Annotated in this window: 16 protein-coding genes and 2 pseudogenes; 10 read left to right on the top strand and 8 right to left on the bottom strand. The window is 71.3% G+C overall.

All coding sequences use genetic code 11. The features are described 5' to 3' along the window. The 4 genes and pseudogenes from ACWDS7_RS32335 to pdhA all read right to left on the bottom strand — a co-directional run. Positions 1-442: pseudogene (locus tag ACWDS7_RS32335) on the bottom strand (ABC transporter ATP-binding protein); the annotation flags it as partial. Positions 443-1,011: 569 nt separating this feature from the next. Further along, positions 1,012-2,409, bottom strand: coding sequence for a dihydrolipoamide acetyltransferase family protein (locus ACWDS7_RS32330; RefSeq protein WP_451932338.1), 1,398 nt, complete (start codon positions 2,407-2,409; stop codon positions 1,012-1,014). A 12-nt stretch (positions 2,410-2,421) separates the two neighbouring features. After that, positions 2,422-3,405 (bottom strand): alpha-ketoacid dehydrogenase subunit beta, encoded by a 984-nt coding sequence (locus ACWDS7_RS32325; RefSeq protein ID WP_451932337.1) that lies wholly within the window; start codon positions 3,403-3,405, stop codon positions 2,422-2,424. Next, entirely contained in the window at positions 3,402-4,493 is a 1,092-nt protein-coding gene (gene pdhA / locus ACWDS7_RS32320) for a pyruvate dehydrogenase (acetyl-transferring) E1 component subunit alpha (RefSeq protein WP_306862772.1), read from the bottom strand. Before pdhA ends, ACWDS7_RS32325 begins: the two co-directional genes overlap by 4 nt. 288 nt (positions 4,494-4,781) lie before the next feature. Here pdhA and purS point away from each other — a divergent pair, with 288 nt between their 5' ends. The 4 genes from purS (at position 4,782) to purL (ending at position 8,900) form a co-directional block, all read left to right on the top strand. After that, on the top strand, positions 4,782-5,027 hold the full coding sequence (gene purS, locus ACWDS7_RS32315; protein WP_306862769.1) for a phosphoribosylformylglycinamidine synthase subunit PurS: 246 nt from the start codon (positions 4,782-4,784) through the stop codon (positions 5,025-5,027). Between the two features lie 171 nt (positions 5,028-5,198). Next, positions 5,199-5,639: an ATP-binding protein gene (locus tag ACWDS7_RS32310; protein ID WP_399963197.1), complete on the top strand. Its 441-nt coding sequence runs from the start codon at positions 5,199-5,201 to the stop codon at positions 5,637-5,639. 283 nt (positions 5,640-5,922) lie between these two features. After that, positions 5,923-6,606 carry a phosphoribosylformylglycinamidine synthase subunit PurQ gene (purQ, locus tag ACWDS7_RS32305; RefSeq protein ID WP_306862763.1) on the top strand — a complete coding sequence of 228 codons (684 nt, stop codon included), beginning with the start codon at positions 5,923-5,925 and terminating at the stop codon, positions 6,604-6,606. Then, on the top strand, positions 6,603-8,900 hold the full coding sequence (gene purL, locus ACWDS7_RS32300; protein WP_451932336.1) for a phosphoribosylformylglycinamidine synthase subunit PurL: 2,298 nt from the start codon (positions 6,603-6,605) through the stop codon (positions 8,898-8,900). The genes purQ and purL overlap by 4 nt, the downstream gene beginning before the upstream one ends. Before the next feature lie 96 nt (positions 8,901-8,996). On the opposite strand, the gene ACWDS7_RS32295 is transcribed toward purL, so the two are convergent. After that, positions 8,997-9,884 (bottom strand): hypothetical protein, encoded by an 888-nt coding sequence (locus ACWDS7_RS32295; protein WP_451932335.1) that lies wholly within the window; start codon positions 9,882-9,884, stop codon positions 8,997-8,999. 230 nt (positions 9,885-10,114) lie between these two features. Here ACWDS7_RS32295 and ACWDS7_RS32290 point away from each other — a divergent pair, with 230 nt between their 5' ends. The 4 genes from ACWDS7_RS32290 to ACWDS7_RS32275 all read left to right on the top strand — a co-directional run bounded on the left by ACWDS7_RS32290 (position 10,115) and on the right by ACWDS7_RS32275 (position 15,419). After that, the gene (locus ACWDS7_RS32290) at positions 10,115-12,169 is read left to right on the top strand and encodes an adenylate/guanylate cyclase domain-containing protein (protein ID WP_451932334.1); all 2,055 of its coding nucleotides are present in this window, start codon (positions 10,115-10,117) and stop codon (positions 12,167-12,169) included. Between the two features lie 97 nt (positions 12,170-12,266). After that, on the top strand, positions 12,267-12,935 hold the full coding sequence (locus ACWDS7_RS32285) for a Crp/Fnr family transcriptional regulator (protein ID WP_451932333.1): 669 nt from the start codon (positions 12,267-12,269) through the stop codon (positions 12,933-12,935). 238 nt (positions 12,936-13,173) lie between these two features. Next, positions 13,174-14,661, top strand: a complete 1,488-nt coding sequence (locus tag ACWDS7_RS32280; protein ID WP_451932332.1) for an MFS transporter — start codon at positions 13,174-13,176, stop codon at positions 14,659-14,661. Positions 14,662-14,903: 242 nt separating this feature from the next. Then, complete coding sequence (locus ACWDS7_RS32275) at positions 14,904-15,419, top strand: hypothetical protein (RefSeq protein WP_451932331.1); 516 nt, start codon at positions 14,904-14,906, stop codon at positions 15,417-15,419. Between the two features lie 12 nt (positions 15,420-15,431). On the opposite strand, the gene ACWDS7_RS32270 is transcribed toward ACWDS7_RS32275, so the two are convergent. Then, positions 15,432-16,211 carry a methylenetetrahydrofolate reductase gene (locus ACWDS7_RS32270; RefSeq protein WP_451932330.1) on the bottom strand — a complete coding sequence of 260 codons (780 nt, stop codon included), beginning with the start codon at positions 16,209-16,211 and terminating at the stop codon, positions 15,432-15,434. 66 nt (positions 16,212-16,277) lie between these two features. Next, the gene (locus tag ACWDS7_RS32265; RefSeq protein ID WP_451932339.1) at positions 16,278-16,952 is read right to left on the bottom strand and encodes a TetR/AcrR family transcriptional regulator; all 675 of its coding nucleotides are present in this window, start codon (positions 16,950-16,952) and stop codon (positions 16,278-16,280) included. A gap of 83 nt (positions 16,953-17,035) precedes the next feature. Between ACWDS7_RS32265 and ACWDS7_RS32260 the strand changes: the two genes are divergently transcribed. Continuing rightward, positions 17,036-18,490 (top strand): MFS transporter, encoded by a 1,455-nt coding sequence (locus ACWDS7_RS32260; protein WP_451932329.1) that lies wholly within the window; start codon positions 17,036-17,038, stop codon positions 18,488-18,490. Positions 18,491-18,539: 49 nt separating this feature from the next. Here ACWDS7_RS32260 and ACWDS7_RS32255 read toward each other — a convergent pair whose 3' ends face one another. Next, positions 18,540-20,273 (bottom strand): PhoX family protein, encoded by a 1,734-nt coding sequence (locus ACWDS7_RS32255; RefSeq protein ID WP_451932328.1) that lies wholly within the window; start codon positions 20,271-20,273, stop codon positions 18,540-18,542. Positions 20,274-20,369: 96 nt separating this feature from the next. Between ACWDS7_RS32255 and ACWDS7_RS32250 the strand changes: the two are divergent. Beyond that, positions 20,370-20,537: pseudogene (locus tag ACWDS7_RS32250) on the top strand (amino acid ABC transporter ATP-binding protein); the annotation flags it as partial.

Below are 20,537 nucleotides of genomic sequence, written 5' to 3'. Positions count from 1 at the left end.
CCAGGGCCGTGGCGTAGGCGCCGGTGAAGGAGGCCGCGCCCGCGACGACCACGAGGCCGAGCCAGATGAGTGCGGGGGTCCAGAACGCCCCCAGGTTCTGGCGGCTGAGGACCTCGTCGGTGATGAACCCGAACAGCCAGATCGCGCCGACCTCGCAGAGCGCCGCCACGATCGCCAGCAGGACCCCGGCCGCGAAGAGCCTGCGGACGCCACGGGTGTAGGGCCAGAACCGCCGGAAGGTGTCCCGGATGGAGACCACCGGGGCGACCGGGGGCGGAGAGGCGTCCGCCGGGCCGGACCCGTCCGGCGGGGGGAGAGCGGCGGGAGCAGTGAGCGAGAGCCGGCGGGTGACCCGCCGGCTCTCATTCGAGCTGGTTACCACCACCAGCCGCCGCCCCAGCCGCCGCCCCAGCCGCCGCAACCGCAGCGACGACGACGACATCCGCCCCAGCCGAGCGGGGCGCGGTTAGCCGGGAAGAGCCTGTTCAGTCTCATTGATTTTCCCTTCTGACCGTTCTTTCGCGGGACTTGCAATTACGACAATAGCACCCACATGTGCACTAACCATCGAATTTGGGACGTATTGGACATGTTTTACCGGCTGCGCGGCAGCCCCTCCGCGACCGGGCGGACACACCTCTACCGGCTTTCCGCCGCCGTCCATCTCCCCCCCAACCCGGGGGATTCTCCGTAAAGCCCGGCCCGGACAAATGCCAAGCACAGGTCTTCATGATTCACGCGAAGGTCATCGGTACGCGCGGCGGAGAGGCCGACCTGAGTACCCCGCATATCCCATAAATTCTTCATAAGAAGTCATCGGAACCACGGGGCAGTAAATGAACATTAAATCAACGCATGAACACACGAGCCCGCTCCCCGGGAGGGGGAGCGGGCTCGTGGCGGTTGCGACCGCGGCCCAGATCACGGACGAGAGCCCCGGTCATCGGGACTCCGGCCGGCGGGGCCGCGGCTGAAAGGAGGCTCCGACCAGGGGAGCTCCCCAGCGGGACTTCAGTTCCAGGCGAGCATCCGGAGGGGGTCTTCCAGCATGGCGCCGACGTCACGCAGGAACAGCGAGCCGAGCTCCCCGTCCACGACCCGGTGGTCGAAGGAGAGCGCCAGCGTGCACACCTTGCGGGGCACGATCTGCCCGTCCACCACCCACGGCATGTCCCTGACCTGACCGAACGCCAGGATCGCCGACTCGCCGGGGTTGAGGATCGGGGTGCCCGCGTCCACCCCGAACACGCCCACATTCGTGATCGTGATCGTGCCGCCGGCCATGTCGGCGGGCTGGGTCCGGCCCGCCCGGGCGGTCTCGGCGAGGGCGCCGAGGGCCCTGGCGAGGTCCGGGAGGGACATGGCGTGGGCGTCCTTGACGTTGGGGACGAGCAGGCCGCGGGGGGTGGCGGCGGCGATGCCCAGGTTCACGTGGTGCTTGACCACGATCTCCTGCGCGGCCTCGTCCCACGCCGAGTTGATCATCGGATACCGGCGGGCGGCGACGAGCACCGCCTTCGCCACCAGGAGCAGCGGCGACACCTTGACCTCGGCGAAGTCAGCCAGCCGTCGCAGCCGCCCGACCGCGTCCATGGTCTCGGTCACATCCACCTGAAGGAACTCGGTGACGTGCGGCGCGGTGAACGCGGAGGCCACCATGGCCTGCGCGGTCGCCTTCCGCACCCCCTTGACCGGGATCCGCTCCTCACCCGTCCGTACGGCGTGCGCCACCGCCGGGGCGGCGGCCGCCTCCAGCGCCGACTGGACGTCGTCCCGGGTGATCGAGCCCTGCGGGCCGGTCCCGGTGAGCGTGGTCAGGTCGACCCCGAGGTCCTTGGCCAGCTTCCGCACCGGAGGCTTGGCCAGCGCCGCGCCCGGCCTCACGGACGCGGCGGTCCCGGAGGGCGCGGAGGGCGCGGCGGGCGCGGCGGCGGTACCGGTGACCGGCCCGTTCTCCCGCGCGGCCGGCGGGCCCGCGGACGGAGCGGAGGGGGTCGACGGCGCGGAGGGGGCGGACGGCGGCGCCTTGCGGGGCCGGCGCTTGGCGGCGCCCATCTTGACGCCGTAGCCCACCAGGACGGGCTGGCGCTCTTCCTTGGGGAGCGCCGGCACCATGTCCTCGGCCAGCGCCTGCCCGCGTTCGGGGGCGGAGGCCGGGGCGGCTCCGCCGCCGGTCCCGTCGTCGACGGAGATGATCGGCTTGCCGACGTCGACGGTCTCGCCCTCCTCGGCCATCAGAGCCGCCACCACGCCGTCGAACGGGCAGGGCAGCTCGACGACGGCCTTGGCGGTCTCGATCTCCACGATGATCTGATTGACCTTGACCTGGTCACCGGCCTTGACGTGCCAGCGGACGATCTCGGCCTCGGTCAGCCCCTCGCCCACGTCGGGGAGCTTGAACTCCTTCATCGTCTCCCCTTCTCAGAACGCGAACGCGCGGTCTACGGCGTCGAGGACCCGGTCCAGGTCGGGCAGGTAGTGATCCTCCAGCCTGGAGGGCGGGTAGGGCGTGGACGGCCCGCCGACGCGCAGCACCGGGGCCTCCAGGTTGTAGAAGCACCTCTCGATGACCCGGGCCGCCACCTCGGCGCCGAAGCCGTTGTAGACCGGCGCCTCGTGCACCACGACGCAGCGCCCGGTCCTGCGGACCGACTCCTCGACCCGCTCGATGTCCAGCGGGTTGAGGGAGCGCAGGTCGATGACCTCCACGGACCGGCCGTCCTCCTCGGCCGCCGCCGCGGCCTCCAGGGAGGTCTTGACCATCGGCCCGTAGGCCAGAAGGGTGAGGTCGGTGCCCGGCCGTACCACCTGGGCCTGGTCGAAGGGCGTCCAGCCGGCGGCGTCGGCGGAGGTGTCCACCTCGGCCTTCTCCCAGTAGCGCCGCTTGGGCTCGAAGAAGACCACGGGGTCGTCGCACCGGATCGCCTGCTGGATCATCGTGTAGGCGTCGACGGGGTTGGAGCAGGCCACGACCCGCAGGCCGGCGGTGTGGGTGAAGTACGCCTCGGGCGACTCGCTGTGGTGCTCCACGGCGCCGATGCCGCCGCCGCACGGGATCCGCACCACGACCGGCAGCTTCACCTTCCCCAGCGACCGCAGCGGCATCTTGGCGAGCTGGGTGATGATCTGGTCGGCGGCGGGGAAGACGAACCCGTCGAACTGGATCTCGCAGACCGGGCGGTATCCCCGCAGCGCGAGGCCGATCGCCGTGCCGATGATGCCCGACTCGGCCAGCGGGGTGTCGATGACCCGCTGCTCGCCGAAGTCCTTCTGCAGCCCGTCGGTGACGCGGAACACGCCGCCGAGCTTGCCCACGTCCTCGCCCATGATGAGGACCTTGGGGTCGTCCTCCATGGCCTTGCGCATGCCCTCGTTGAGGGCCTTGCCCAGCGTGAGAGTCGTCATCCCTCGAACCCCTCCAGGTAGGCGGCGAACTGGGCGCGCTCCTCGTCCATCAGCCGGTGCGGCTCCGCGTAGACGTGATCGAAGATCGCCAGCGGCCCGGGATCGGGCAGTTCGAGACAGCGTTTGCGCACGTCCCGGCCGAGCTCGTCGGCCTCGGCGTCGACCGCGTCGAAGAAGTCCTGGTCGGCGATCTGGTTTTTGAACATGTAGGCGCGGACCCGCTCGATCGGGTCCTTGAGCTTCCACGCCTCCAGCTCGCTGGCCACCCGGTAACGGGTCGGGTCGTCGGAGGTGGTGTGCGCGCCCATCCGGTAGGTGAACGCCTCGATCAGCACCGGGCCCTGCCCGGACCTGGCGTCGGCCAGCGCCTTGCGGGTGACCGCGAGACAGGCGAAGACGTCGTTGCCGTCGACCCGGACGCCCGGGAAGCCGAACCCGCTCGCCCTGCGGTACAGCGGGATGCGGGACTGCTTCTCCAGCGGCTCGGAGATGGCCCACTGGTTGTTCTGGCAGAAGAACACGACCGGGGCGTTGAACACCGACGCCCAGATGAACGACTCGTTCACGTCTCCCTGCGAGGTGGCGCCGTCGCCGAAGTAGACGATGGTGGCGGCCTCGGCGCTGTCGCGCTGGATGCCCATGGCGTAGCCGACCGCGTGCAGGGTCTGGCTGCCGATCACGATCGTGTACAGGTGGAAGTTGTGCTCGGCCGGGTCCCAGCCGCCGTGGTTGACGCCGCGGAACAGGCCGAGCAGGTTCACCGGGTCCACGCCCCGGCACCAGGCCACGCCGTGCTCGCGATAGGTCGGGAAGGCCATGTCCGTCTCGGCCAGCGCCCGGCCCGAGCCGATCTGCGCGGCCTCCTGGCCGAGCAGGGAGGCCCAGAGGCCCAGTTCGCCCTGGCGCTGCAGGGCCACCGCCTCCAGATCGACGCGGCGGACCAGGACCAGGTCCCGGTAGAGCCCGCGGATCTCCTCGGGCGTCAGATCGATGTCGTAGTCGGGATGCTCGACCCGCTCCCCTTCGGGGGTCAGCAACTGGACGAGCTCCGGGGGTGCTTCCGCACCACGAGGGGCCTCGGCTGTCACGTGCCGCTCCTGTGTGCTCGGGGCCGTCGAGATGGGTTCGCCACCACCGTCCGGCCGGTTAGCCACGCATACGACCCGTTTGGTGGTGGTTCGCTTGCGTTTGTGGACATCGTGGCAGAGGTCACATACCTGTGCGCAAGCCCCACCCCGGCATCCATACGCTCCCCGTTCCCGCTGGACCCCGCTTTACCCTCGCACAGAGGGAGCCCGGACCCGGCGACGAACTGCCGGAGAAGCCCGTTACCCTTGAGACGCCGGACCGTCCCCGCTGCAACCAGGAGGAACACCGTGGCGCGCGTCATCGTCGACGTCATGCTCAAGCCCGAGATTCTCGACGCGCAGGGCCAGGCGATCGCCCGGGCACTGCCGCGGCTCGGCTTCTCCGGTGTCTCGGCGGTACGGCAGGGCAAGCGGTTCGAGGTGGAGCTCGAAGGCCCCGCCGACGAGGCCGCGCTCGCCGAGGTCCGCAAAATGGCCGAGACCCTGCTGGCCAACACCGTGATCGAGGACTACGCGGTCTCTGTGGAGCCGTAAACCGTCATACGTCCCACAGAGCGTTTCCTTACGTCCGGGTAAATCACACTCTGGATGTGTCATAATCCCACGGCTTGACCAACAGTAAATAACATTAAGGTTATTTTGCGGTTAGCCCGGATTCTGAGGGGAAACCTTGACAGGGTGACGTCTGGCCCCGGGAGGGATCCGGTGGATATCGAGTTCTCGTTGGCTCTGCCGAGGGAAGCCATCGGCATTCCCATGGTCCGCAGAGCGCTGGGCGACTCGTTGCGCTCACTCGGCGTCACCGAGGACTGCGTGTCCGACATCCTCCTCGCGGTCACCGAGGCGTGCGCCAACGCGGTGCGCCACGGCGGGCCCGCCAACCGCTACGAGGTCGAGGCCGCCATCGGCTACGGCCGCTGCGACGTCCGCATCATCGACAGGGGCCACGGCCTCACGCGGATGCCCGAGCACTACCCCCCGGCCGACACCGAGAACGGCCGGGGCATCCTCATCATGCAGGCCGTGGTGGACGAGATCTCCTTCGACATCGCGCCCGGCCGGGGCACCACCGTGCATCTGCGCAAGCACCTCGACTGGGACGAGGACGCCGCCTTCCTCCGCCGCCAGATGCTCACCGCCGTGTGACCGCCGTGTGAGCGCCGCCGGGCGGCCGCCGTACGGCTGTCGTCCGGTCGCCGACGCGGCCCCGCACCGGCCCTCCGGACGCCTCCTCCGGCCGGTACGGCGCGACCCGCCGTTGTGCGATCCTCCAAGCCGCGGGCCGGTCCCCGGGCGGTGAGCTGTGTGATCGGACCGCTCCGCGTGTGACCTCTCGCCCAGGAGCGGATAGCCTGGGCGCACCGCCGCAGACCGCCATCCGATGTGTGAGATGTCGGCGCGGCGCTCGTTTGTGGAGGGGAACGCTGTCATGAGTGCTGCCCGCGTGGGCGTCGTCACTTTTCCCGGAACTCTTGACGATCAGGACGCGGCCCGCGCCGTTCGTCACGCGGGCGGCGAAGCCGTCCCGCTGTGGCACGCCGATCCCGATCTCAAGAAGGTGGACGCGGTCTTCCTGCCAGGGGGGTTCTCCTACGGAGACTACCTGCGCTGCGGGGCGATCTCCAGGTTCGCGCCGCTGATGGAGGAGCTGATCCCCGCCGCCAGGGCCGGGCTCCCCGTCCTGGGCACCTGCAACGGCTTCCAGATCCTCTGTGAGGCCCACCTGCTGCCCGGCGCGCTGATGCGCAACGCCGGACTGCACTACGTCTGCCGCGACCAGGGCATCCGGGTGGAGAACACCGCCACCCCGTGGACGTCCGACTTCACCGAGGGCCAGGAGATCGTGCTGCCGGTCAAGCACGGCGAGGGCCGCTACGTCGCCGACGAGGCGACCCTGGGCGCGTTGGAGAGCAACGGCCAGATCGTCTTCCGCTACGTCGGAGGCAACCCCAACGGCTCCCTGAACGACATCGCGGGCATCCGCAACGAGGCCGGGAACATCGTCGGCCTCATGCCGCATCCCGAGCACGCGGTCGAGGACCTCACCGGCGCTCCGAGCACGGACGGCCGGGGGTTCTTCTCCTCCATCCTGAAGAAGCTGGTGAACCTGTGAGCGAGCGAGCCGACAAGCGTGGCGGCCAGGCGCCCGACCCGAACCTGGACACCGTCGAGCGGGCCGAGGGCACCCCCGACGAGCGCCAGCCGTACGCCGAGCTGGGCATGAAGCTCGACGAGTACGAGCGGGTCCGCGACATCCTCGGCCGCCGGCCCACGAGCTCCGAGCTGGCCATCTACAGCGTCATGTGGAGCGAGCACTGCTCCTACAAGTCCTCCAAGGTGCACCTGCGGCAGTTCGGCACCAAGGCCCCCGAGTCCGAGGCGCTGCTCGTCGGCATGGGCGAGAACGCCGGCGTCGTCGACATCGGCGACGGCTGGGCGGCCACCTTCAAGATCGAGTCGCACAACCACCCGTCCTACGTCGAACCGCATCAGGGCGCGGCGACGGGCGTCGGCGGCATCGTCCGCGACATCATGTCGATGGGCGCGCGGCCGATCGCGGTGATGGACGCGCTGCGGTTCGGCGCGGCCGACGCCCACGACACCCGGCGGGTGCTGCCCGGTGTGGTCGAGGGCATCAGCCACTACGGCAACTGCCTGGGCCTGCCCAACATCGGCGGCGAGGTCGTCTTCGACCCCTGCTACATCGGCAACCCGCTGGTCAACGCGCTCTGCGTGGGCCTGCTCCGCAAGGACCAGATCAAGCTGGCGACCGCCCCCGGGCCGGGCAACAAGGTCGTGCTGTTCGGCGCGCTGACCGGCCCCGACGGCATCGGCGGCGCGTCCGTCCTGGCCTCGGCCACGTTCGAGGACGAGTCGCACGCCAAGCGCCCCAGCGTCCAGGTGGGCGACCCGTTCATGGAGAAGCTGCTGATCGAGTGCTGCCTGGAGCTGTACCAGGCGGACGTGGTCGTCGGCATCCAGGACCTCGGCGCGGCCGGCGTCTCCTGCGCGACCACCGAGCTCGCGGCCAAGGGCACCGGCGGCATGGACGTCAAGCTGGAGCTGGTCCCGCTGCGCGACCCGTCGCTGCGGCCCGAAGAGATCCTGATGAGCGAGTCGCAGGAACGCATGATGGCCGTCGTCACCCCCGACGACATCGATGCCTTCATGGCGATCTGCACCAAGTGGGACATCCCGGCCACCGTGATCGGTGAGGTCACCGACTCCGGCCGTCTGGTGATGACCTGGTACGGCGAGACCATCGTGGACATCCCGCCGGGCACCGCGGCCGACGAGGGCCCGGTCTACGAGCGGCCGTTCCACGAGCCGGCCGGCCAGACGGCGCTCAACGCCGACACCCCGGCCCGGCTGGCCCGCCCCGACGACCTGCGGGCGACGCTGCTGAAGCTCCTCGGCTCGCCGAACCTGGCGTCCAAGGAGTGGGTGACCTCCCAGTACGACCGCTACGTCCGCGGCAACACCGTGCTGGCCCAGCCCGCCGACGCCGGCGTGCTGCGGATCAGCGAGGTCATGCCGGGCGCCGAGGAGACGACCCGGGGCATCGCGCTGTCGACGGACGGCAACGGCCGCTACGCCCGGCTCGACCCGTACGCGGGCGCGCAGCTCGCGCTGGCCGAGGCCTACCGGAACGTGGCGGTGACCGGCGCCAGGCCGCTCGCGGTGACCAACTGCCTCAACTTCGGCTCCCCCGAGGACCCCGAGGTCATGTGGCAGTTCGCCGAGGCCACCCGTGGCCTGGCCGACGCCTGCAAGATCCTCGGCGTGCCGGTGACCGGCGGAAACGTCTCCTTCTACAACCAGACGGGGTCCACCCCGATCCACCCGACCCCGGTCGTGGGCGTGCTGGGCGTGATCGACGACGTGGCCGGGCGGGTGCGCAGCGGCTTCACCGGCCCGGACGAGAAGGTCATCCTGCTCGGCGAGACGGCCGAGGAGTTCGGCGGCTCCGAGTGGGCCCACGTGGTCCACGGCCACCTCGGCGGCCTGCCGCCCCAGGCGGACCTGGAGGCCGAGGGCGCCATGGCGCTCGTCCTGGCCGAGGCCGCCTCCCGCGGCCTGCTGACCGGCTCCCACGACCTGTCCGACGGCGGCCTGGCGATCGCCCTGGCCGAGGCCTGCCTCGCCCAGGGGGTCGGCTGCACGGTCTCCCTGCCGGGCGAGGACGCGTTCGTCGACCTGTTCAGCGAGTCGTCGGCCCGCGCGCTGGTGACCGTGGCACCGGAGTCCTTCGCGGACTTCGCCGAGCTCTGTGCCGCCCACGAGGTACCCTGCCAGGCCCTGGGCACCACCGGCGGCGCCTCACTGACCGTCGAGGGCGTCCTGGACATCCCGGTCGCCGAGCTCCGGGAGACCCACACGGCCACCCTGCCGGGCATCTTCGGCTGATCCACGCCCCCGTTTCTCAGGGCCGTCCTCCGACGTGGGAAGGCCTCCCGGCAGCCGTCCGGGAGGCCTTCCGCCGATGTCGCGCTCCGCCCGGGATCAGGAGGACATGCAGATCACGTAGACGAGACCGCTGGAGTTCTTGCCGCTCACGGTCCAGGCGGTCGGCGTGCCGGTGGTGACGTTGGGCGCGCTCGTGTAGATCTGGCCGGAGGCGCTGCCGCCGCCGCTGTAGCCACCGCCCGTGGCGACCTTGCCCGCACCGCAGCTCACGCTCTGAGTTCCGCCCCCGCCGCCGAAAGTGAACGGCTGGGTGAAGGTGGTGACGCTGGGAGCGCCGCCCGAGCCGCCACCCGAACCCGGCGTACCGGGGTCACCCTTGTCACCCTTGTCGCCCTTGGGGCCCTTCAGCGACGCGATGAAGTCCGCCTTGGACTTGTCCCTGTTGCCCGGCAGTTCGAGCCAGACCTCGTAGGCGCTCTTGCCGTCCCGGCCGTTCTCGCCGTCCTCGCCGGGGGCGCCGTTACGGCCGGGCTCGCCCTGCTTGCCCGGGGCGCCGTCCTGGCCGTTCTTGCCGGGCAGGCCCTGCTCGCCCTGCTTGCCGGGGGCGCCGTCCTTGCCGGGGGCGCCGTCCTTGCCGGGCAGGCCCTGCTTGCCCGGGAGCCCCTGGATGCCACGGGCACCCTGCGGTCCCTGGGGGCCGGCGGGACCCTGGGCGCCGTTGCGGCCCGCGGGGCCCTGCGGGCCCTGGGTGTTCACGCCCTGGGACTGGGAACCGCCGTCACCCCAGGTCACGCGGATCTCGGTGGCCCTGCACGCGGCCGTCGCGTTGACGATCCGCGCGTAGCGCGTCTTCTTGTTGACACATGCGTGCACCTCGGTACCGGCCGACGCGACGGCGCTGCCGCCCGTCGCGAAGAGGGTCCCGGCCAGCACTCCGACGGTCACGACGCCGATCGTGCGCCCGCCCGGCAACTTGAAAGCCACTGGGCTTCCTTTCTGCGACACCAGATCCTGGTGTGTTCAGTGATTCACCAGTTGCACGATTAGACCGTTCCAACGGTTGGCGCGGCAGACATAACGGTTTAGGAACGGACGATTTCCTGATCGCGGCAGCCGGGTGCGCGATAATCGGACCGTTCGGGGGAATCCCGCCCGATGGGTGTGGACGGACGCGACAGGGAACCCGCCGGGATCCCCAGACACGGAGGCCACCCGTGCCGACGAACGATCTCATGGGCACCTCGACCGAGGAGCGCCCCAGGTCCGAGCCGTATCTCCCCCCGGCGACCCAGCCGGTCCGCGCGGTGGTCTGGGCGATCCACCTGGCACTGCCCATGCTCGGGCTCTGGCTGCTGCTGGCCAACCACGACGACCTGAACGGCGAATGGCACGACAACCTCAGCCATTTCTGGCTGATCATCGCCGTGGCGGGGATCAACGTGGTCCTGGGCGTCATGATCGGTCAGGCGTCGGCCCGGCGGGCCGACGCCCGGCTGCTGCTGGTCTCGCTGGTCTTCCTGAGCAGCGCGGGCTTCTTCCTGATGCACGGCCTGGCCACGCCGAAGATCATCCTTGGGAAGGGGACCTACGGCTTCGACCTCTCCCAGCCGGTCGGACTCCTCGTCGCCTCGGTCTTCGCGGCCGTCTCGGCCCTGCCGCTCAGCGAGCGGGCGGCCCGGGCCGTGCTGGGAGCACAGATCTGGCTCCGCGGCGGGCTCGCCGCGCTGCTCGCTCTCTGGGGTGCCGCCTCGCTGGTGCCGGGCCTCACCGCGCTGAGCGCCCAGGCTCCCGGGGCCGGCGCCGGTCTCGGAGGGGCCGAGCTGGCCGGGGTCGCCCTCTACTCGGTGGCGGCCGTGATGATGTTCCGGCTCCACCGCAGGCGTCCGGCCGCCATGCTGGTCAGCCTCATCACCGCCTACGCGCTGCTCGCCGAGGCGATGGTCGCCGGGATGTTCCGCCACAACTGGCACATGTCGTGGTGGCTGTGGCACCTGCTGCTGACCCTCGCCTTCGTGTTCGTCGCCTACAGCGCCCACCTGCAGTTCCGGCGGGAGGGCACCAGCGCGGGAGTGTTCGACTCGGTGGCCCTGTCGGCGACCGTTCTGAGGATCAGGGCCGAGTACGAAGACGCCCTGGAGGAGCTCGTCGGCCACCTCCGGCGCCGGGCCGAGACCAGGGTCCCGGTCGCGACGAGGTTGGCGGGCAAGTTCGGGCTCACCGAGGGGCAGGCGGCGGTGCTCGACCGGGCCGGCGAGGCGCTGGCCAACGAGCGCGAGCTGTCCGAACGGCTGGCCGCCCTGGTCGACACGGGCAGGCAGGCCCGCGTGGGACTGCCCGAGCGGGAGCTGCTGACCCAGGCCCTGGACCGGGTACGGCAGGCCTACGGCGACGTGCGCATGACACTGGTGGCGGACGGACGGGTCGCCATGGGGTCCAGGGAGTACGGCCCGGCGGACTTCCCCGGCGGCGAGCCCGTCCGGCTCGGCGGCGCGGTCGTCCATCCGCTGACCGTGAAGGGACAGCTCGCCGGCGCGCTGGAGGTGCCGGTGGGCAGGACCCCGCAGGACGAGGCGCTCGCCGCCACGCTGGCGGGCCAGCTGTCCATCTCCCTGGAGAACGCCCGGCTCTACCAGGAGCTGTCCACCCTGTTCCGGCAGTACATGTCCCCGGACGTGGCCAACTCCCTGCTGGCCGACCCCCGGACGGCGGCGCTCGGCGGCGAGCTGGTCGAGCTGACCGCGCTCTTCGCCGACCTGAAGGGCTTCACGAGTTTCTCCGAGCGATCCGCGCCGGGGGAGATCGTCGAGATGCTGAACCGCTATCACACGGCGGCCGTACCCATCATCCTCAGCCACGGGGGCACGATCGTGCAGTTCGTGGGAGACGCGCTGCTGGCGCTGTTCAACGCGCCCGCCCCGCAGCCGGGGCACGCCACCGCCGCGGCCAGGGCGGCCCTGGCCATGCAGGAGGCGGCCGAGGAGATCGCCGCCGGGACGGCGGGCTACCCCCGGTTCAGGATCGGGATCAACACCGGCCTCGCGCTGGTCGGCAACATCGGCAGCCCCGAGCTGCGCGGGTTCAACGCGATGGGCGACTGCGTGAACGTGGCCGCCCGGCTGGAGGGCATCGCCGAGCCCGGTACCGTCGTGATCGGCCAGAGCACCCTCGACCAGATCGACCCCCGTCCCAGGGTCCGCTCCCTGGGCGAGCTCTCCCTCAAGGGCAAGGAACAGCCCGTCCACGCGTACGTGCTGTCCGGCCTGCCGTAGCGGTCCGTCGTCCGCGACAGCCGTACAGCCCGCGCAACTCGTACAGCCCGCTCCGCACAGCCCGCACAGCCGCAACCGACATCGCCAGGAGGTGCCCGTGAGTCCTACCCCCGAGCCGGGCGAGTTCGCCACCCTGCTCACGGCCGACGAGGTCACCGCGCTGCACGCGGCCGGCCGTCCCCGGCGCTGGGACCGGGGCGCGGTGGTGTGCACCGAGGGCGACGTCGCCGACTGGGTGCTCCTGCTGACGTCCGGCCGGGTCAAGGTCTCCTCGCACACCGCCGGCGGGACCGAGGTGATCCTGGCCGTACGCGGGCCGGGCGCGCTGCTCGGCGAGTTCGCCGCCCTGGACGGCCTGCCGAGGTCGGCCACGGTCACCGCGCTGGAGCCGGTCGAGGGGATCGCGGTCCGCGACTTCTCCGGTTACCTGCAGGAGCACGGCCGGGTGGCCGTACTGCTCATGCGGACGCTGATCGGCAAGATGCGCGACTCCGACCGCAAGCGGGTCGAGTACGGCGCGTTCGACACCACGGGCCGGGTGGCGACCCGGCTGGTCGAGCTGGCCGAGCGGTACGGCGAGCCGGTCAACGGCGGGGTGCGGGTGACGCTGCCGCTCTCCCAGGACGAGCTGGCCGGCTGGACCGGGGCCTCCCGCGAGGCGGTCAGCAAGGCGCTGCGCTCGCTGCGGGACCGCGGCCTGATCGAGACCGGCCGCCGCCGAGTGATCATCCATGACATGGAGGGCCTCCGCAGAAGGGCCCGCTGAGACCGACCGTCCACCGGGGTACCGCACCCCGGTGGACTGCCTCAGCACGACCGCCCCCGCCGGCCAGGCGGTTGGACCGTCAGGCCGTCAGGCGGCCGGACATAGATCCGGACACAGATCCGGACACAGATATGGACACGCGACCGCTCCACCGGGGCGTGTGCCCGGTCTACCGGGGCGTGTGCCCGGCGGCAGATCTCCCTCGGGGCCGGGGGCCGCGTGCGTCAGACTGGGGCGCATGGTCTCCATCCCCCAGGACCTGCCCGGCTCCCCCGAATACGTCTCCAGGCTCCGTTACGCGTGGCGGGTCTGCTCGGTCACCAGCCTCGGCCTGGTGCTGATCGGCATCTCCGGGAGCACCCTGAACGTCGCACTCCCCGCCGTGGTCAGGCACTTCCACGCCGACGCGTTCGCCGCGGGGTGGATCCTGCTGGCGTTCCTGCTCGTCAACACCGCGACCCTGGTGTTCTTCGGCCGGGTGGCCGACCTGCTCGGCCGCAGGGAGGTCTACCTCGCGGGGTTCGCCCTTTTCACGGTGGGATCGCTGCTGGCGGGGTTGTCGCCCGGCGTCTGGTTCCTGATCGCGATGCGGGCGGTGCAGGCCGTCGGAGCCGCCATGATCCTGGCCAACGGGACCGTGATGATCACCGACGCCTTCCCGCCCGACCGCCTCAGCCAGGGCATGGGCGTCTACATCGGCACCCTCTCGGTCGCCCAGCTCGCCGGCCCGACCCTGGGCGGACTGATCGCCGAGACCGCCGGCTGGCAGTGGATCTTCTGGGTGAACGTGCCCGCCGGGCTGATCGCTTTCGTCTGGGGCTCCTTCACCCTCCGCCGGGTCGCCCGGGGGCCGCGCGAGCCGGTGGACGCCTCCGGCAACCTGATCGTCTTCGCCATGCTGTCGGCCGCGCTCATCGCCCTCTCCGAGGCGGGCTCGCGGGGCCTGTCCAGCCCGACCGTGATCGTCGGCGCCGCCGTCTCGGTGGCCCTCGTCCCGGCCCTGGTCATCGTGGAGCGCAGGGCGTCGCACCCCGTGCTCAACGTGCGGCTCTTCGGTGAGCGCATGCTGGCCTTCGCCAACCTCGCCTCGTTCTGCAACGCGCTGGCCCGCGCGGCGCTGATCCTGCTCGCCGCCCTCTACTTCCAGGCGGCCAGGGGCGTCGACGCCGTCACCGCCGCCCTGGGCGTGCTCCCGGTCCCGGTCGGCATGGCCCTGGCCTCCCCGTCCGCGGGCTCCCTCGGCCGCCGCGTCGCCCCCTACGCGCTGTCGGTCGGGGGCTCGCTGCTGAGCGCGGCCGGGCTCGGCGTCCTGGCCCTGAACACCGACCCCGCCACGCCGTACTGGATCATCGGGGTGGGCCTGTTCCTGTGCGGCTGCGGCAGCGGCACCTTCCTCACCGGCAACACCACCCAGGTCATGACCGCCCTGCCGGCCGGGAGCCTCGGCCTGGTGAACGGCTTCCGGCTGATGATCATGAATGTCGGGATCGTGCTCAGCGTCGCCCTCACCCTGAGCGTCCTGACCAGCTCGGTCAGCGCCGAGCTGCGCGGCCAGGTCTACGAGGGCACGCTGTCGCGCATGTCCCCCGTCGCGGTGGACCAGCTCATGGACGGCTTCCGGAAGACCTACGCCGTCCTGTTCGCCGTCGCCCTCGTGGGCGCCCTGATGTCCGCGCTGGCCCGGGCGCGGGCCGCGCCGCCCGGACAGGACCCGGCTCCGCGGTAGCGGGCCCGGCGGGGCGGACTCCCGCGTCGGCGCGCCGCCCCGTCCTCCGGGCCGGCGTGGCCGGCGGCCGCCTCAGCGTGGCGTCCCGCCCGGCGCGACGCGGTCGGCATAATGAGATCGACAACCTGGTCAGCGCGGTCCCACCGGGACCGCCTCAGCCATCCCTCCCCCGTCACCCGCGCTCCGTCGCCCGGCGGGCACCTGCCGCCAGCGCCCGGGCGTCCGTCCGGCAGGAGGAGCACGTGCGTTCCGTCATCGGGTTGGGAGTGACCGCCGTTCTCGTGATGGGCCCGGGTCTCCCGGCCACGGCCTCCCCTCCGTCACCGGCGGGCATCGGGGCGGTCACCCCGCCACCGGCGGGCATCGGGGCGATCACCGGCGACCACATCCCCGCCGAGCTGAAGAACCGCACGTCGCTCCGGGTCCTGCCGGAGTGGCCCCGCCAGAACAACAACGTCCGGATATTCGTGCACTGCCCCCCTACCGCGAACCACGCGATCATCGGCTCCACCGCGTTCACCCTCAAGGGCTCGACGCGGATCTACCGGGAGGTGGGGCTGGGGCTGTCCGACAGGGGCCTCGGACGGCGCGCCGTCTCCATCTCCTACTACGCCCTCCCGGGATATCACGACGTCTGCATGAAGTGCGTGAAGGTCACCATCGACGAGCAGACCCGGATCAGGAAGATCCGGGTGATCAGCCGTTACTCCGTCCCCCTCCAGGTGCGCAGGTTCGACATCGGCCAGTTCTTCGACTGACCGGGGCCGTGCTCAGAGGGCGCCGCTCAGCCGGGACTCGACCTCGCGGTAGCGGGCCACCGGGATCAGGTGGACGCCGTCGAAGGCGCCCGAGTCGCGGATGCGCAGCACCTGCTCGCAGGCGGCCTCGACGCCGGCGAGCCGGTCGGCCGCGACCCGCTCCACCAGGTCGGCGGGGATGTCGATGTCGGGGATCGCGGCGGCCAGGCGGCGGGCGTGGTTCTCGCTGGCGATGACCATCACCCCCGCGTAGACCGGCACGTCCACGGGGTTGGCCTCACGCCACCGGAGCAGCGCCTCGACCGAGAAGCTGACCTGGACGAACATGAAGTCGGCCGCGCGCTTCCAGGCGGGCAGCGGGCGCAGCGCGGCGGCGGTGCCGACCCGGAAGGCGGGCGTCTGGGCGAAGGCGGGATCCTCACCGAGGGAGCGCACCTCGTCGATCATCGAGCGCACGGTGAGGTCACTGGTCCGGTTGCCCGAGCCGGGCTTGTCCCCGTAGATGAACAGGAACTGGTCGACCCCGTAGGCGGCGGCGGTGAGCAGATCGCGGCGGAACCCCAGCAGGTTGCGGTCACGGGAGTTGAGGCACGCGATGCTGCGCCCGCCCATCGCCTGGACCTCGTGCGCGACGGCGACGCTGGAGACCGTGGCCCGGCCGATGTGGTTGTCCGGGATCAGGAACGAGTGCGCGATCTTGCTGAGCGTGCCGATCTGGTGCCGGACATGCTTGAGGTCGGGGCGGGTCGGCGGCTCGACCTCGCAGACGAGTTCAAACGGACGATCAGTCATGCCGATCAAGTTACGGGGCCGGGTCCCCACCTGCCAGCCGCCTGATTGCTCCGTCGCACGGTCCGGTCAGCCCGTGGTCCGGGCGGCGAGGAGGCGGGCCGCCATGGCCTCGACGCCGGCCGTCAGGATGTCGACGCCGAAGGTGTCGTAGAGCTCGGCCGGGCCGCCCTCGGCGAGGGGGGCGGCCATCTTCACGATGTGCGGGTAGGTGTCCGGCGGCAGCGACTGGAGGGTGACGCGCTTGAGGCGCAGGCGCTCGGCCGCGTCCGGCTCCGACATGCCGGGACGGCGGTTCATCGGGCCGGCGGCCAGGGCGATCGCGCCCTGGAGCAGGTATTTCGAGATCAGGCAGCTCTCCTCGGGGGAGAACCTCGCCCGCTCGCACAGGCCGAGGGCGGTGTCCCACACCCGCAGGAAACTCGGCACGGCCATGTGGTCCACCTCCTCCAGCACGGGCGCCGCGCACGGGTAGCGCCGCAGCACCTTGATCAGGCCGATGACCAGCTCGCGGAGCTGCTCCTGCCACGGCCTGGCGGAGTCTCCGGTGACCACGAACCCCTCGATCAGGTGGTCGGCCATCCCGATGATCAGCTGTTCCTTGTTCTTGAAGTGCCAGTAGAGCGCCATCGGGGTCACCCCGAGCTCCTGGGCCAGTCGCCTGATGGTCACGGCCTGGAGACCTTCGGCCGAGCCGATCTCCAGTGCCTGCTCGACGACGGCCTCACGGGTCAGTTTTCCCATCACGCTTGACAACTATACGCCGTACACGTTCCACTATCCACCGTACATGTACGCCGTACAAGTACACCGTAGAGGGAGTCGGAGTGACGGATAACCGCAAGTGGTGGGCGCTGGGAGCGATCTCGCTGGCCACTTTCATGACCTATCTGGACAACAACGTGGTCAACGTCGCGCTGCCCACGATCCAGCGGGACCTGGGGCTGAGCATCTCGGGGCTGGAATGGATCGTGAGCGGCTACATCCTGGTCTTCGCCGGGCTGATGCTGGTCGGCGGGCGCCTGGCGGACGTCTTCGGACGGCGGCGGATCTTCATGATCGGCCTCGGGGTGTTCACGGTGGCGTCGCTCGCCGCCGGGCTGGCCACGGACGGCACCGCCCTGATCGCCGCCCGGGCGGCGCAGGGCGTCGGCGCCGCCTTCCTGACGCCCACCGCGCTCGCCCTGCTCACCTCGGTCTTCCCCGACCCCCGGGAGCGCGCGACGGCGGTCGGGCTGTGGAGCGCGGTCGGCGCGCTGGCCCTGGCCCTCGGCCCGCTGACCGGCGGGTTCATCAGCGAACGGTGGGACTGGGGCTGGATCTACCTGATCAACGTGCCGCTCGGGGCCCTGACCTTCGCGCTCGGGCTGTGGGCGATCAGGGTGGCCCCGCAGGACCGGGTACGGCACGGCCTGGACGTCCCGGGGCTGGTGACGTCCAGCCTGGCGCTGTCCGCGCTGACGTACGCGCTCATCGAGGGCGACGGCGCGGGCTGGACCTCGCCGGAGATCCTGGGCGCGTTCGGCCTCGCGGTGGCGTCGGCGGCGACGTTCGTGGTGATCGAGATCAGGAGCCGGGAGCCGATGATCGACCTGTCGCTGTTCCGGTCCCGGGTCTTCAGCGGGGGCGCGCTGTCGATGGGGCTGTGGTCGTTCGGGGTGTTCGGGATCTACTTCTTCACCGCGCTGTACCTGCAGAACGCGCTGGGCTTCTCACCGATGGAGGCCGGGATCTCGTTCGTGCCCATGGCGCTGGTGATGGCCGTGACCGCGGCCCTGGCCCCGCGGATCAGCGCCGCACTCGGGACCGCGCGGACCGTGGCCGCCGGGCTCCTGCTGATGGCCGTGGCGGTGTTCGGGATCTCCTTCGTCGGTGAGGGCGGCGCGTTCGGGGACCTGCTGCCGTGGTTCCTGGTCTACGGGCTGGGCGGCGGGCTGCTGGTGCCGCTCACCACGGCCGTCCTGGGCACGCTGCCCACCGGCCGCGCCGGGGTGGCCGCGGGCGTCCTGAACGTCTCGCGGGAGATCTTCGGCCTGCTCGGGATCACCGTTCTCGGGGCGATCCTCAGCGGCCGGCAGACCTCCCTCCTCCAGGACGGAGCCGGGCCGCTGGCGGCCTTCCTCTCCGCCTACCAGTCCACCCTGGTCATCGCGGCGGCCATCGTGCTGGTGGGCGTGCCGGTCAGCCTGTTCTCCCTGCGGACCCCCCGGCCCCCCAAGGGCCAGGAGATCCAGGAGAGCCCGGAGACCGCCGTCGAGCGCCCCGCCGTACCGGTGGCGTGAGACAGGCCGGAGGTGCCGCCCGTGCCCGGCGCGGGCGGCACCGGAGAGATCAGGAGCCGATCTTCTTGCCCTGCCGGTGCCAGGCCACCACGACGGACGGGCGGGGCTGGCTGGTGCCGCCGTCGGGCCAGTGGCTGGTGGGGGCCTCCGGGGTGGCCCCGTTGGTCTCGCCGGGGTGCTGGACGGCCACGAAGACGCTGCGCTGGTCGGGGCTGACCAGCGGACCGCAGGTCTCGGCGCCGACCGGGACGCTCAGGAACTGGCGGAGGTGGCCGCGCTCGGAGCCGCGGACCGGCATCACGAACAGGCCGTCGTTGGCGCCGAGCTGGTTGCCGTCGGTGGAGATCCAGAGGTTGCCGTCGGCGTCGAAGGTGACGTTGTCCGGGCAGGAGATCGGCGAGACCTTGGTCTTGTCGAACCCGCCGAAGTAGGTCGAGGGGTCGCCGGGGTCGCCGCAGACCAGCGGCAGGGACCAGGCGAAGGTCGTGGCGCCGGCGTCGTCACGGCGCTCGGTGATCTCCAGGATGTGGCCGTGCTTGTTCGACGGGCGCGGGTTGGCCTCGTCCACCTGGGCCGGGGTCCGGTTGGAGTTGTTGGTCAGGGCGACGTAGACGCCGCCGGTGACCGGGTTGCGCTCCACGTCCTCGGGACGGTCCATCTTGGTCGCGCCGACCTTGTCGGCCGCCAGGCGGGTGTAGACGAGGACTTCCTGGGCGGACATCCCCGGCACGTGCGAGACGTCCCCGGTGACCAGCGGGATCCACTCGCCGGAGCCGTCGAAGCGGCCGTCGGCGGGGAGCTTGCCGGTGCCGTCGATCTCGGCGGCCGGGCTGTCGCCGGTGAACCTGGCCACATACAGCGTGCCCTCGTCCAGCAGCGTCCGGTTGTGCCGGTCGAAGCCGGGGATGTAGCGCTTCTTCGAGACGAACTTGTAGACGTACTCGAAGCGGGAGTCGTCTCCCATGTAGGCCACGACCCGGCCGTCCCTGGCCAGCGAGGTGGTGGCGCCCTCGTGGGCCAGCCGGCCGAGGGCGGTGCGCTTGACCGGGGTGGAGTCGGGGTCGAACGGGTCGATCTCCACGATCCAGCCGAACCGGTTGACCTCGTTGGGGTGCTTGGCCAGGTCGAAGCGCTCCTCGACCCGGTCGAACCGGCGGTTGCCGCTCGGGATGCCGACCGTGGCGCTCACGCCGTAGCGGGTGAGGGACGGCTTCTGCGTCTCGGGCACGCCGTTGCCGTTGACGAAGTACTGGTTGAAGTTCTCCTCGCCGCTCAGCACCGTCCCCCACGGGGTGGTGCCGCCGGCGCAGTTGTTGAGCATGCCGATCGGCCTGGTGCCCGCCGGGTCGGCGGCGGTCCTCAGCAGGTCGCTCCCGGCGGCCGGGCCGCTGAAGGCCATCGGGGTCTGCGCGGTGACCCGCCGGTTGTAGCGGCGGCGGCCCCGCGTGACCAGCGTCCACCGGCCCGACCGGCCCGCCCGCTCGACCTCGACCACCGAGCCGCCGTGCGCGGCCAGCGCGATTTTGATCTGCTCCTCGGTCGCGGTGTCGCCGCCCTTGTAACCGCGGAACATCAGGTTCTCGTCGGTGTACTCGTGGTTCACCCAGAGCAGGCCGCGCTGCTGTCCCAGCGGGAAGAACGTCACGAAGTCGCAGTTGTAGCCGAACTGGGCGGCCTGCGCGGCGGCGGTCTGGTTCTCGAAGTCGAAGGCCGGGGCGTCGGGCAGCACCGGGTCGCCCCAGCGGACCACGGGCGCCGCCTCGTAGCCCTCGGGGACCGTCACCTTGTCGTCGGTGTTCGGCGGGACGGCGGTGAAGCGGGGGACGCCGCCGTGGCGGTCGCCGCCGGAGAGGGCGGCCTGCGCCGCCTCCGGGTCCGGGTCGGCGACGTGCTCACGGTCATGCGCAAGCTGGCCGAGGAGGGGATGACCATGCTCGTGGTCACCCACGAGATGGCCTTCGCCCGGGACGTGGCCGACCGGGTGGTCTTCATGGACGGCGGCGTGATCGTGGAGGACGGCCCGGCCGCCCAGGTGATCGGCGAGCCC

The organism is Streptosporangium sp. NPDC003464, assembly GCF_053588315.1.
This window is presented reverse-complemented; position numbering and strand designations above follow the sequence as displayed.